General features: G+C 73.1%; 11 protein-coding genes. 4 read left to right on the top strand and 7 right to left on the bottom strand.

What is annotated here, in order from left to right; genetic code table 11:
- Positions 1-50 precede the first annotated feature (50 nt).
- The 3 genes from acnA to ACYP53_RS14685 all read right to left on the bottom strand — a co-directional run bounded on the left by acnA (position 51) and on the right by ACYP53_RS14685 (position 4,108).
- Complete coding sequence (gene acnA / locus ACYP53_RS14695; protein WP_189923752.1) at positions 51-2,696, bottom strand: aconitate hydratase AcnA; 2,646 nt, start codon at positions 2,694-2,696, stop codon at positions 51-53.
- Between the two features lie 183 nt (positions 2,697-2,879).
- Positions 2,880-3,035: a hypothetical protein gene (locus tag ACYP53_RS14690; RefSeq protein WP_189923754.1), complete on the bottom strand. Its 156-nt coding sequence runs from the start codon at positions 3,033-3,035 to the stop codon at positions 2,880-2,882.
- On the bottom strand, positions 3,032-4,108 hold the full coding sequence (locus tag ACYP53_RS14685; protein ID WP_459647628.1) for a hypothetical protein: 1,077 nt from the start codon (positions 4,106-4,108) through the stop codon (positions 3,032-3,034). Before ACYP53_RS14685 ends, ACYP53_RS14690 begins: the two co-directional genes overlap by 4 nt.
- A 29-nt stretch (positions 4,109-4,137) precedes the next feature.
- On the opposite strand from ACYP53_RS14685, the gene ACYP53_RS14680 reads away from it, so the two are divergent.
- The 3 genes from ACYP53_RS14680 to ACYP53_RS14670 all read left to right on the top strand — a co-directional run bounded on the left by ACYP53_RS14680 (position 4,138) and on the right by ACYP53_RS14670 (position 5,609).
- Positions 4,138-4,485, top strand: a complete 348-nt coding sequence (locus ACYP53_RS14680) for a hypothetical protein (RefSeq protein ID WP_189923758.1) — start codon at positions 4,138-4,140, stop codon at positions 4,483-4,485.
- A gap of 50 nt (positions 4,486-4,535) precedes the next feature.
- A complete protein-coding gene (locus ACYP53_RS14675; protein WP_229929097.1) occupies positions 4,536-4,991 on the top strand; it encodes a type II toxin-antitoxin system VapC family toxin in 456 nt (151 codons plus the stop codon).
- A gap of 84 nt (positions 4,992-5,075) precedes the next feature.
- A complete protein-coding gene (locus tag ACYP53_RS14670) occupies positions 5,076-5,609 on the top strand; it encodes a superoxide dismutase family protein (protein WP_189923760.1) in 534 nt (177 codons plus the stop codon).
- Between the two features lie 55 nt (positions 5,610-5,664).
- Here ACYP53_RS14670 and argF read toward each other — a convergent pair whose 3' ends face one another.
- The 3 genes from argF to ACYP53_RS14655 all read right to left on the bottom strand — a co-directional run bounded on the left by argF (position 5,665) and on the right by ACYP53_RS14655 (position 11,056).
- Complete coding sequence (gene argF, locus ACYP53_RS14665) at positions 5,665-6,666, bottom strand: ornithine carbamoyltransferase (RefSeq protein WP_189923762.1); 1,002 nt, start codon at positions 6,664-6,666, stop codon at positions 5,665-5,667.
- Positions 6,667-6,809: 143 nt separating this feature from the next.
- Positions 6,810-9,413, bottom strand: coding sequence for a polynucleotide kinase-phosphatase (locus ACYP53_RS14660; protein ID WP_459647627.1), 2,604 nt, complete (start codon positions 9,411-9,413; stop codon positions 6,810-6,812).
- A complete protein-coding gene (locus tag ACYP53_RS14655) occupies positions 9,410-11,056 on the bottom strand; it encodes a 3' terminal RNA ribose 2'-O-methyltransferase Hen1 (protein ID WP_459647626.1) in 1,647 nt (548 codons plus the stop codon). Before ACYP53_RS14655 ends, ACYP53_RS14660 begins: the two co-directional genes overlap by 4 nt.
- Positions 11,057-11,196: 140 nt before the next feature.
- On the opposite strand from ACYP53_RS14655, the gene dapD reads away from it, so the two are divergent.
- The gene (gene dapD / locus ACYP53_RS14650; protein ID WP_459647625.1) at positions 11,197-12,201 is read left to right on the top strand and encodes a 2,3,4,5-tetrahydropyridine-2,6-dicarboxylate N-succinyltransferase; all 1,005 of its coding nucleotides are present in this window, start codon (positions 11,197-11,199) and stop codon (positions 12,199-12,201) included.
- A gap of 191 nt (positions 12,202-12,392) precedes the next feature.
- Here dapD and ACYP53_RS14645 read toward each other — a convergent pair whose 3' ends face one another.
- Positions 12,393-12,701 carry a DUF6087 family protein gene (locus ACYP53_RS14645; protein ID WP_189923770.1) on the bottom strand — a complete coding sequence of 103 codons (309 nt, stop codon included), beginning with the start codon at positions 12,699-12,701 and terminating at the stop codon, positions 12,393-12,395.
- Between the last annotated feature and the right edge of the window lie 12 nt (positions 12,702-12,713).

The following is a 12,713-nucleotide window of genomic DNA, read 5'->3' as shown; positions in this document are numbered from 1 at the left end:
GCCCGCGGAGTCGCGGGTCCGGCCCCCTTCAGGAGCTACTGAACCGGAGTTCAGCCGATGAGCGAGCGCAGCACGTACTGCAGGATGCCGCCGTTGCGGTAGTAGTCCGCCTCACCGGGGGTGTCGATGCGGACGACCGCGTCGAACTCCACATCCCCGGCCTTGACCTTGACGGTCTTCGGGGTGCGGCCCTCGTTGAGCTCGGTCACGCCGGTGAAGGAGAAGGTCTCCTCGCCGGTCAGGCCGAGGGAGTCGGCGTTCTCGCCCTCCGGGAACTGCAGCGGCAGGACGCCCATGCCGATCAGGTTCGAGCGGTGGATGCGCTCGTAGGACTCGGCGATGACGGCCTTGACGCCGAGCAGCGCGGTGCCCTTGGCGGCCCAGTCACGGGACGAGCCGGAGCCGTACTCCTTGCCGGCCAGGACGACCAGCGGGGTGCCGGCGGCCTGGTAGTTCTGCGAGGCGTCGTAGATGAACGACACCGGCGCGTCGGCCTGGGTGAAGTCGCGGGTGTAGCCGCCCTCGGTGCCCGGCGCGATCTGGTTGCGCAGGCGGATGTTGGCGAAGGTGCCGCGGATCATCACCTCGTGGTTGCCACGACGGGAACCGTAGGAGTTGAAGTCGCGCTTCTCGACACCGTTGGCGGTCAGGTACTGCGCCGCCGGGGTGCCCGGCTTGATGTTGCCGGCCGGGGAGATGTGGTCGGTGGTGACCGAGTCGCCCAGCTTGGCCAGGACGCGGGCACCGGCGATGTCGGTCACCGGGCTCGGGGTCTTGGCCATGCCCTCGAAGTACGGGGGCTTGCGGACGTAGGTGGACTCGGCGTCCCACTCGAAGGTGTTGCCGGTCGGGACCGGGAGCGACTGCCAGCGGTGGTCACCGGCGAAGACGTCCTGGTAGCCCTTGTCGAACATCGCCTCGTCGATGGAGCCGGCGACGGTGGCCGCGACCTCCTGCTCGGACGGCCAGATGTCGGCGAGGAAGACGTCGTTGCCGTCGGCGTCCTGGCCCAGGGCGTCCTTGGTGATGTCGATGTTCATGTTGCCCGCGAGGGCGTAGGCGACCACCAGCGGCGGGGAGGCCAGGTAGTTCATCTTGACGTCGGGGTTGATCCGGCCCTCGAAGTTGCGGTTGCCGGAGAGCACCGAGACGACCGCGAGGTCGGCCTCGTTGACGGCGGCCGAGACCTCCTCGGGCAGCGGGCCCGAGTTGCCGATGCAGGTGACGCAGCCGTAGCCGACCAGGTTGAAGCCCAGCTTCTCCATGTACGGGAGCAGGCCGGCCTTCTCGTAGTAGTCCATGACGACCTTGGAGCCGGGCGCCAGGGTGGTCTTGACCCAGGGCTTGACGTGCAGGCCCTTCTCCACGGCCTTCTTCGCCAGCAGGGCGGCGCCCAGCATGACGGAGGGGTTGGAGGTGTTGGTGCAGGAGGTGATCGAGGCGATCACGACCGCGCCGTTGTCGATCTCGTAGGTCGAGCCGTCGGGGGCGGTGACGGTGGTCGGCTTCGAGGCCTCGGCGGAGTAGGTCGGCAGCGCCTCGGCGAACTTGCTCGCGGCCTCGGCCAGGATCACGCGGTCCTGCGGGCGCTTCGGGCCGGAGATCGACGGGACGACGGTGGAGACGTCCAGCTCGAGGTACTCGGAGTAGACCGGCTCGACCGACGGGTCGTGCCAGAGGCCCTGCTCCTTGGCGTACGCCTCGACCAGGGCGAGCTGCTGCTCGTCGCGGCCGGTGAGCTTCAGGTAGCTGATGGTCTCGGCGTCGATCGGGAAGATCGCGCAGGTCGAGCCGAACTCCGGCGACATGTTGCCGATGGTGGCGCGGTTGGCCAGCGGGATGGAGCCGATGCCGTCGCCGTAGAACTCGACGAACTTGCCGACCACACCGTGCTTGCGCAGCATCTCGGTGATGGTGAGCACCAGGTCGGTGGCGGTGGTGCCGGCCGGCAGCTCGCCGGTCAGCTTGAAGCCGACGACGCGCGGGATCAGCATGGAGACCGGCTGGCCGAGCATCGCGGCCTCGGCCTCGATGCCGCCGACGCCCCAGCCCAGCACGCCCAGGCCGTTGACCATGGTGGTGTGCGAGTCGGTGCCGACGCAGGTGTCCGGGTAGGCCTGGCCGCCGCGGACCATGACGGTGCGGGCCAGGTGCTCGATGTTCACCTGGTGGACGATGCCGGTGCCCGGCGGGACGACCTTGAACTCGTCGAAGGCGGTCTGGCCCCAGCGCAGGAACTGGTAGCGCTCCTTGTTGCGGCCGTACTCGATCTCGACGTTCTGGGTGAACGCGTCCTTGGTGCCGAACTTGTCGGCGATGACCGAGTGGTCGATGACCAGCTCGGCCGGGGCGAGCGGGTTGATCTTGGCCGGGTCGCCGCCCAGCTCCTTCACGGCCTCGCGCATGGTGGCGAGGTCGACCACGCACGGCACGCCGGTGAAGTCCTGCATGATCACGCGGGCCGGGGTGAACTGGATCTCCTGGCTCGGCTGGGCGTTCTCGTCCCAGTTGCCGAGGGCGCGGATGTGGTCGGCGGTGATGTTCGCGCCGTCCTCGGTGCGCAGCAGGTTCTCCAGCAGCACCTTGAGGCTGTACGGCAGCCGCTCGGAACCCTCGACGGCGGAGAGCTTGAAGATCTCGTACGACTCGTCGCCCACCTGCAGCGAGCTGCGGGCGTCGAAGCTGTTCGCGGACACGACTGACTCCTTCTGGGTGCTTCGTGCGATATCCGGCCGCCACGCGGTGGTAAGGTCAGCCTTACTTAGGCTTACCTTGCCCGCATCGCCGGTGAGCGCCTCTCGGCAAGTATCTTGATGTCGAGATATATCGTAAGGGTGAGTTATCTCGATGTCGAGATAAACCATAGTGCATGCCGTGGCTCACTCGCCGTCCGGGCCGCGCCGCTTGCGCTCCAGCCTGATCAGCCAGACCGCACCCGCCACCACCGCGGCCGCCATCAGCAGCACCACCACAAGCTCACCACCGGAACCGCCGGTCGGCGAGGGGGCGATGTCCGCCAGCAGGATCGTCCTCATCTCTTCACCTCCACTCCATCCACGCTCCACTCCGTACCGGACCGCGCGCCGGCGCCGAGCACCAGCGTCAGCAGCACCGGGAACTCCAGGTACGCGTGGTAGCTCGCCAGCGCCGCGTACAACGACCGGCCCTGCGCGTAGTCCACCGCGAACAGCACCGCCAGCAGCACCCCGGCCCCCGCGCCCAGCAACCACGCCCGGCCGCCGCGCAGCACCGGCACCCGGGCCTCGAAACGCTCCGCCGCCTCCGGCGCGTACCGCGGCAGGAACCAGACCCAGACCACGTAGTGCATCGTCTGGAGGAAGGCGAACACCGCCAGGAAGCGCAGCCCCGCCTCCGGCGTCAGCCAGGCCGGCGGGGTGTACGCGGCGGCCAGCCGGTCCGTCCAGCCGCCCGGGCGCCCCGACAGCGGGCCGTTCAGCAGCCCGTCCAGCAGACCGCTCAGCAACAACGCCGGCACCAGCAGCACCCAGACGCCCTGCAGCACCAGGAACGCCGCCCGCCCGCGCCGCAGCCGACGCGACCACTCGGCCAGGAACAGCAGCGGCACCACGTTGTGCAGGTGCGCCAGCGCCACGAAGTGGTACGCCGGGAAGGCCAGCGAGGCCGCGCCGGCCGCCGCCAGCAGCACCGCGCTCGCGGTCAGCAGCCACGGCCGCCCGCGCAGCCCGTACCGGCAGGCCGCCGCCAGCAGGCCGTAAGCGAGCAGGATCTCCGCCGACTGGGACAGCCGGGAGGGCGGCAGCAGCCGGCACAGCACGATGCCCGTCACCAGCGCCAGCAGCAGCCGCAGCAGCGGCCCGGCCAGCACGGCGGCGAAACGGCCCGCCACGTAGCGCAGCTCCAGCACGTTGTGCAGCAGACCGAAGGCGGCCAGGCCCAGCACCGCCAGACCGGTCGGCGCCCGCAGGGCCAGCGCCAGCGCCAGGACGGCCGACAGCGCGAAACCCGCGAACGGCGCGGCGCCCAGCCGGACGGCCGGGCCCGGCGCCGGCCAGACCGGCCCGGACGCGCCTGCTCCGTCGGCTCCTCCGACCGTCGACGCCGACGCGGGTACCGCCCCGGTGGTCATGCGCCCCTCCCCGTGGCACGATCCCCGCCGTGCCCTACGCCCTCGCCCTCGCCCTGACCCTGCTGGTCGAGGTGCCCGTCTACACCGTCGCGCTCACCCGGGCCGGCGGACTGCGCCCCTCCCGGGCCGCCGGTGCCGCCGTCCTGGTCAACCTGGCGACGCACCCGCTGCTCTGGTGGTCCCTGCAGCCGTACGCCGCCGGGCCCGCCGCAGCGTACTGGACCGCCTTCGGGCTCGGCGAGGCCGGCGTCTGCCTCGCCGAGGGCGCCCTGCTCGCCCCGCTCACCGGACTGGCGCCGCGCACCGCACTCCCCTGGGCCGCCTCCGCCACCGCCAACGCCGCCTCGGTGCTCGCCGGGCTGCTGCTCGGGGGCTGAACCGGCCCCCCGCCACCCGAACCGGCGGGCCCGGTACGGTGATCGGTGACGTGACCGGTGACGTGCCCGGTCCCGTGACCGGCGGAGGGGACCTGAAGATGATCGTGGTGGACGCGTCCGCGCTGATGCTGGCGCTGGCCGACGAGGGCCCGCGCGGGGCCGCCGCCCGGGCCGAACTCGCCGCCGACGGGGAATGGCTGGCGCCCGAGCACATCACGGTCGAGGTGATGCAGTCGCTGCGCGGCCTCTACCTGGCCAAGGAGCTGACCGCCGAGCGGGTCGCCGAACTCACCGGCGAGCTGGCCGCGGTGGCGATCCGCAAGGTCGAGGTGGCACCGCTGCTCGGCCGGATCTGGGAACTCAAGGACAACCTGACCCCGGACGACGCCGCGTACGTCGCGGTCGCCGAGCGGTACGGCGCGCCGCTGGTCACCGCCGACCTGCGGCTGATGCGGGCCAGCGGGCCGCGCTGCGAGATCCGGGGCATCCGGCGCGAGCCGCAGTGAGCGGCGGCGCGCCCACCGGGGTGTCCCGGGCGGCCCGGCCTCGTTGAGCAGGGCGACCGCCCCCCTGCTCCAGAAGGTCCGCCGATGACCGCTCCGTTCGCCGCCGCCCTGCTGCCGCTGGCCCTGCTCGCCCCCGCCACCTCGCGGGTCTCCGTCGTCGAGGCCGCCTTCGACCCGGCCACCGCCTTCGTCCCGCCGACCGCGGTCAGCTACGCGGACGACCTGGTGCCGTACGGCTCGCACGTCCGGGTCGCCACCGACCGCTCGGTGCCCGGGCGGACGGTGCTCACCCTGACGGTGTCCGGGCTCGCCCCCGACCACGAGTTCCCGGCGCACCTGCACACCGGCAGCTGCGGGGCCGACCCGGCCTCCTCCGGCCCCCACTACCAGCACGTGGTCGACCCGGTGCAGCCGTCCACCGACCCGGCGTACGCCAACGGGCGCAACGAGCTGCGCCTGGTGCTGCGCACCGACGGGCACGGCAGGGGCACCGCGACGGCGGCGGTGGACTGGCAGCCGCGCCCGGGCGGGGCACGCTCGCTGGTGCTGCACGCGGGCACGCCGGCCGGCCCGCACGCGGCGGGCGACCGGGTGGGCTGCGTCAAGCTGGACGGCTGACCGGGGGCTCCTCAGGCTGCCCCTCGGCTCGTCAGGCCGTTCCTCGGGCGGCTGCTCAGGAGCCGAGGGTGGCGACCAGGACCGCCTTGATGGTGTGCAGCCGGTTCTCGGCCTGGTCGAAGACGATGGAGTGCGGCGACTCGAACAGCTCGTCGGTGCACTCCAGCTCGGTCATGCCGGTGGCCTCGAACATCTGCCGCCCGACCACCGTGCCCAGGTCGTGGAAGGCGGGCAGGCAGTGCAGGAACTTCACGGCCGGGTTGCCGGTGGCCCGGACGGTGTCCATGGAGACCTGGTAGGGCTTGAGCAGCTCGATCCGCTCGGCCCAGACCTCCTTGGGCTCGCCCATCGAGACCCAGACGTCGGTGTAGAGGAAGTCGGCGCCGGCCACGCCCTCGGCCACGTCCTCGGTCAGCGTGATCCGGGCGCCGGTCGACTCGGCCAGGGCCCGCGCCGACTTCTGCACGTCCTCGGTCGGCCAGAGGGCGCGCGGGGCGACGATCCGGATGTCCATGCCGAGCAGGGCCCCGGTGACCAGCAGTGAGTTGCCCATGTTGGAGCGGGCGTCGCCGAGGTAGGCGAGGGCGACGTCGGTGAGCGGCTTGACGGTGTGCTCGGTGACGGTGAGCACGTCGGCCAGCATCTGGGTCGGGTGCCACTCGTCGGTGAGGCCGTTCCAGACCGGGACACCGGCGTGCTCGGCGAGCTCCTCGACGACCTCCTGGCCGTGACCGCGGTACTCGATCCCGTCGAACATCCGGCCGAGCACCCGGGCGGTGTCCTTGATGGACTCCTTGTGACCGATCTGCGAGGCCGCCGGGTCCAGGTACGTGGTGGTGGCACCCTGGTCGTGGGCGGCCACCTCGAAGGCGCAGCGGGTGCGGGTCGAGGTCTTCTCGAAGATCAGCGCGATGTTCTTGCCCCGCAACCTGGGCTGCTCGGTGCCCGCGTACTTCGCCGCCTTGAGCCCGGCGGCGAGGTCCACCAGGAAGCGGAACTCCTGGGGCGTGAAGTCGAGCTCCTTGAGGAAGTGCCTGTTCCGGAGGTTGAAGGCCATACCGGGCTCCTGGGGTGACGGGACGAGGGGGAAGGCTGGCAAGTGTATACGATACTTGGAATTTCTATACAGACATGGGGATGAGAGAGGGGAGTCCCGTCGGACGGGACTCCCCTCTGCCCGGTTCCGCAGGCGCCGCGCCGCTACAGCCGCGGGTCGACCGGCTCGGACTCCAGCGCCAGCACCGCGAACACCGGTTCGTGCACCCGCCACAGCGGCTCCCCGGCCGCCAGCCGGTCCAGCGCCTCCAGCCCCAGCGCGTACTCGCGCAGCGCCAGTGAGCGCTTGTGGCCCAGCGAGCGCTGACGCAGCCGGTCCAGGTGCTCGGTGTAGTCCGGGCCGTAGATGATCCGCAGGTACTCCCGCCCCCGCACCTTCATCCCCGGCTGCACCAGTCCGCCCGGACGGCCCTCACCACGCGTGGTCCGCACCAGCGAGGCCAGCGGCTTGACCACCATGCCCTCGCCGCCCGCACCGGTCAGCTCCTCCCACCAGGCGGTGGCGGCCGCCGTCGAGGCCTCGTCCTCGGTGTCCACCAGGACCCGGCCGGTACGGTGCAGCACCGGCTCCTCCCCGTCGTCGGCCGCCACCAGGCGGTCGATCCAGGCCAGGTGCTCGTCGTGCGGACGCACCGCCAGGTTCGCCCCCTCGGCGGCCAGCAGCTGGAACGGCGCCAGCCGGATGCCCGACAGGCCCTCGGTCGGCCAGCAGTACCGCCGGTACGCCTCGGTGAACGCCCCCGCGTCGGCGGAGCGCTGCCGCTGGCGGGCGGTCAGGTCCGCGAGGTCCAGGCCGCGCCCGGCCGCCCGCTCCAGGGCGGACAGCACCTCCGGCAGGGCCGCGCCCGCCGCCGCGCCGACCGCCGCGTACTGGCGGCGCAGCAGCTCCACCGCCTTCAGCGACCACGGCATCAGCTCGGCGTCCAGCAGCAGCCAGTCGGTGCCCAGCTCCTCGAACAGCCCGGCCCGCTCGGCGGCCGACCGGACCCGCCCCAGCACGGCGGCGGTCAGCCCGTCGTCGTCGAGGAACGCCCGGCCGGTACGGGTCCAGATCGCACCCGGGCCGGCCACACCGAAGCGGCGCTCCAGCGCGGCACCGTCCCGGGCGACCAGCAGCACCGCGCGCGAACCCATGTGCTTCTCCTCGCACACCAGGTGGCGCACGCCGTCCGCGCGGTAGGCGAGGAACGCCTCCTCCGGGTGCTCCAGGTAGCCGTCCCGGCGGGAGGTGGCGCTCGGCGCCATGGTCGGCGGCAGGTAGGCCAGCAGCCGCGGGTCCAGCGCGAAGCGGCTCATCACCTCCAGTGCGGCCGCCGCGTTCTCCTCCCGGACGGCGACCCGCCCGTGCAGGCGGGTCTCAACGATCCGGCGCCCGGCCACGTCGGCGAGGTCCAGCGGACGGCCCTCGCGCGCACCCGGCGCGTCGGTGATCAGCGGACGCACCGGGGCGTACCACTCGCGCTCCGCCTCCACGCTCACCAGCTCGCGCTCCGGGTAGCGCAGCGCGGTCAGGCTGCCGCCGAAGACGCAGCCGGTGTCCAGGCAGAGGGTGTTGTTGACGAAGCCCGCCGTCGGCACCGGGGTGTGGCCGTAGACCACCAGCGCCCGGCCGCGGTACTCCTCCGCCCACGGGTAGCGCACCGGCAGGCCGTACTCGTCGGTCTCGCCGGTGGTCTCCCCGTACAGCGCGTGCGAGCGGACCCGGCCCGAGTTGCGGCCGTGGTACTTCTCCGGCAGACCGGCGTGGGAGACCACCAGCGCGCCGCCGTCCAGCAGGTAGTGACTGACCAGGCCGCGCATGAACTCCCGGACCTCGGCCCGGAACTCCTCGGACTCGCCCGCCAGCTGGTCCAGCGACTCCTTCAGGCCGTGCGAGACGGTGACCTTCTTGCCGTCCATCGCCCGACCGAGCTTGTTCTCGTGGTTGCCGGGCACGCAGATCGCGTGGCCCGCCGCGACCATGCCCATCACCAGGCGCAGCACGCCCGGGGTGTCGGGGCCGCGGTCGACCAGGTCCCCGACGAAGACGGCGGTACGGCCCGCCGGGTGCGCGGCGTCCACCGGGCGGCCCTCGGCGTCCCGGGTCAGGGAGTAGCCGAGACGGGTCAGCAGGGTCTCCAGCTCCGAACGGCAGCCGTGGATGTCGCCCACGACGTCGAACGGACCGGTGAGGTGGCGCAGGTCGTTGTAGCGCTTCTCCGGCACGACCTCGGCCGCCGCCACCTCGGCCTCGCCGCGCAGGATGTGCACCTTGCGGAAGCCCTCGCGCTCCAGGCCGCGCAGGGAGCGGCGCAGCTCGCGGTTCTGGCGCGGGCTGACATGGGCGGGCAGCTGGCGGTCCGGGCGGGACCGGTTGCGCTCGGCACACACCCCCGGCGGAACGTCCAGGACGATCGCGATCGGCAGCACGTCGTGCTCACGGGCGATCCGGACCAGCTGCCGGCGGGCCTCGGGCTGGACGTTGGTGGCGTCCACGACGGTCAGCCGGCCGGCCGCCAGGCGCTTGCCGACGATGTAGTGCAGGAGGTCGAAGGCCTCGGCGGAGGCGGACTGGTCGTTCTCGTCGTCCGCGACCAGGCCCCGGCAGAAGTCGGAGGAGACCACCTGGGTGGGCAGGAAGTGGCGGCGGGCGAAGGTGGACTTGCCCGCGCCGCTGGTGCCGATCAGGACGACGAGCGAGACGTCGGTGACGGGCAGGAGGCGGGGGGCGGTGCTCTCGGTCGTCGCGTCGACCGTGGCGTCGGTCATCGGGGTTCGCCTCCTTCGGGCGTCGTGGTGGTGGCTGCTCCGGTGGTGGCCGCTGCTCCGGTGGTGGCCGGCGCGTCGACGGCAGTGGGCGGCGCGTCGACGGCAGTGGCCGGCCCGTCGACGGTGGCCGTGAACAGGGCGAGCTGGGTCGGTGCGCCGACCTCCTCGTCCTGCGGGCCGACCGGGCGCAGCACCACGGTGTAGCCGTAGGCGGCCGCGACCTTCTCGGCCCAGGCGCCGAACTCGGCGCGGGACCACTCGAAGCGGTGGTCGGCGTGCCGGACGGTGCCCGCCGGCAGGGTCTCCCAGCGGACGTTGTACTCGGCGTTCGGCGTGGTGACCACCACGGCCCGGGGCCGGGCCGCGCCGAACACGGCGTACTCCAGGGCGGGCAGCCGCGGCAGGTCCAGGTGCTCGATCACCTCGCACAGCACTGCCGCGTCGAAGCCCTTCAACCGGGCGTCGGTGTACGTCAGCGCGCCCTGCGCCAGCGTCACCCGGGCCGCCTGCCGCTCGGGCAGCCGGTCCAGGCGCAGCTTGCGGCTCGCCGCCTGCAGCGCCCGCACGGACACGTCCACGCCGAGGATCCCGGTGAACCGGGCGTCCTTCAGCAGCTCGCCGATCAGCTCGCCCTGGCCGCAGCCGAGGTCCGCGACGCGGGCGGCCCCGGTCTCGCGGAGGGCGTCGAGGATCGCGGCACGGCGCTGCTCGGCGAGGGACGGCGGACGGGGCCGCTCGGGCTCCGCCGGCCGCTCCCCGCTCCCCTGAGTGCCCTCCTCCTCGGGCCGGGCGCCTTCCTCCTCGGGCCGGTCGTCGACCGCGTTGTCGACCTCCTCGACCTCACGGTCGTCCGCCTCGGCGAGCCGGGCCAGTTCCAGGCGCTCCATCGCGGCCCGGGTCAGCGACCAGCGCCGGGCCAGGTAGCGACGGGTGATCAGAGCACGCTCCGGGTGGGCGGCCAGCCAGCCCTCGCCGGCGGCGAGCAGCTTGTCCACCTCGTCCGGGGCGACCCAGTAGTGCTTGGCGCCGTCCAGCACCGGCAGCAGCACGTACAGCTGCTGGAGCGCGTCGGCGAGCCGCACCGCCTCGGAGACGAGCGCGATCCGCACGTACCGGGAGTCGCCCCACTCCGGGAACGACTCGTCCAGCGGGATCGCCACGGCCTCGACCCGCCAGCCCAGCGGCTCGAACAGCCGGGCCACCATCGCCGGGCCGCCGCCCTCGCCCGCGCCGTTCGCGGGCACGGCGGGCAGCTCGATCCGCAGCGGACGCGCCCGCCCCGGCAGTTCGGGGCGGGCCGGGCAGGCGCCCTTCATCGCGGACCGGAACACCGTCCGCAGCGCCACCGCGAGGAGCGAGGACGCGGCGTACGGGCGGTCGTTGACGTACTGGGCGAGCGCGAAGTCGGGCGAGCCGCCGCGCCCCCTGCCGTCGCCCCGGCCCTTGCGGACCAGTGCGACCGGGTCGATGTCCAGCAGCAGCGCCGCCGTGCAGACCTCGTCCCCCGCCTCGGGGTAGAAGACGTGGGCCTCACCGTGCGACGTCGTGAAGCGCTGGACCTTGCCGGGATGCTTGTGCAGCAGGAACCCGAGATCCGTGGCCGGGTCCTCGGCGCTGCCGATGGTGGAGATCGACATGAACACCCGCCGAAGTATTGCTCAGCGAAACGGCGCTGAGCACGGGGTTTTCCCGCCCGGGGCCCCGAGGCCGGGAAGTCCGCCGGGCAGGTCCGGACGGTGGGCGTGTTCGGCACCGGGGCCCCGCATTGGTTAACGTGCACGATGTGACTGCTGAATCCACCTCGCTCGAATCCACCTCCCCGGCGAACGGCGCCGTGGCCACCGGCCTGGCCACCATCGCCGCCGACGGCACCGTCCTCGACACGTGGTACCCCGCCCCCGCTCTGGCCGCCGAGCCCGGCCCGGCCGGCACCGTCCGCCTGACCGCCGAGCAGGCCGAGGCCGAGCTCGGCACCGGCGCGGCCGAGGCGCTGCGCGCCGACGCGCGCCGCGGCGTCGAGGTGGTCGCCGTGCGCACCACCATCGCCTCGCTGGACGAGAAGCCGCTCGACACGCACGACGTGTACCTGCGCCTGCACCTGCTCAGCCACCGCCTGGTCAAGCCGCACGGCCTGAACCTGGACGGCATCTTCGGCCTGCTGGCCAACGTCGCGTGGACCAGCATCGGCCCCGTCCCGGTGGACAAGGTCGAGCAGGCCCGCCTCGCGGTGCGCGCCCAGGGCGGCCAGCTTGCCGTGTTCGGGATCGACAAGTTCCCGCGGATGACCGACTACGTCGCCCCGACCGGTGTGCGCATCGCCCACGCCGACCGCGTCCGGCTGGGCGCGCACCTGGCCGTCGGCACCACCGTGATGCACGAGGGCTTCGTCAACTTCAACGCCGGCACGCTGGGCACCTCCATGGTCGAGGGCCGGATCAGCGCGGGCGTCGTCGTCGGCGACCACAGCGACATCGGCGGCGGCGCCTCGATCATGGGCACCCTGTCGGGTGGCGGCAAGCAGGTCGTCTCGGTCGGCGAGCGCTGCCTGCTCGGTGCCAACGCGGGCATCGGCATCTCGCTCGGCAGCGACTGCGTGGTCGAGGCCGGCCTGTACGTCACCGCCGGCACCCGGGTCACCACCCCGGACGGCACGGTGGCCAAGGCCGTCGAGCTGTCCGGCCAGGACAACCTGCTGTTCCGCCGCAACTCGCAGACCGGCGCGGTCGAGGTCATCGCCCGCTCCGGCTCCTGGGGCGGCCTGAACGCGGACCTGCACGCCCACAACTGACGTACGGGCCACGACGGTCGGGGTCCGGCGCCGGTGGCGCCGGGCCCCGCTCGCGTCGTCGGACGTCGTCAGGCGCCCGCGGGGCGCCGAGGCTCGCCCGGCCCGGCACCCGCGCCACCCGCCGCGCGTCACGCGCAGCAACCGGGCGACGGGCGGCTCCCCGCTCCCCGCTCCCCGCTCCCGGCGGCGCCTCACACCCCGCGGGGCTTGCGGTGGCGCCCCGGTGGCTTGGTCGGCCGCGGCGCCCGGTACCCGGGGCGCCGCAGGCCGTCGCCTTCGACGCCGTGCAGGATCCGCTGGGCGGCCGCGTAGTCCTCGGCCACCGTCTCCGGCAGCCACTGGTAGCCGTCCCAGCGCACGATCAGCCGCGGCTCGCCCGGCGCCACGTGGGCACCGCCCGGCCGCCCGTCCGCGAGCCGGACGGCCCGCAACTGCCCTACCGGCCGCAGCCGTTGCTCCCGCCTGGCCGCCCACGACGCCAGCGGTTCCTCCTCGTCCATCGCCCCAGTCTG

The sequence above is a fragment of the Kitasatospora sp. Ki12 genome, assembly GCF_054601375.1.
The sequence above is the reverse complement of the archived record's forward strand: the minus strand, read 5'-3'. Positions and strand labels throughout refer to the sequence as shown.

Coding starts and splice junctions, on each gene's coding strand:
- ACYP53_RS14690 (WP_189923754.1), bottom strand. CDS start 3,035: ATGAGGACGATCCTGCTGGCGGACATCGCCCCCTCGCCGACCGGCGGT.
- argF (WP_189923762.1), bottom strand. CDS start 6,666: ATGGCCTTCAACCTCCGGAACAGGCACTTCCTCAAGGAGCTCGACTTC.
- ACYP53_RS14660 (WP_459647627.1), bottom strand. CDS start 9,413: ATGACCGACGCCACGGTCGACGCGACGACCGAGAGCACCGCCCCCCGC.
- ACYP53_RS14670 (WP_189923760.1), top strand. CDS start 5,076: ATGACCGCTCCGTTCGCCGCCGCCCTGCTGCCGCTGGCCCTGCTCGCC.
- ACYP53_RS14685 (WP_459647628.1), bottom strand. CDS start 4,108: ATGACCACCGGGGCGGTACCCGCGTCGGCGTCGACGGTCGGAGGAGCC.
- ACYP53_RS14645 (WP_189923770.1), bottom strand. CDS start 12,701: ATGGACGAGGAGGAACCGCTGGCGTCGTGGGCGGCCAGGCGGGAGCAA.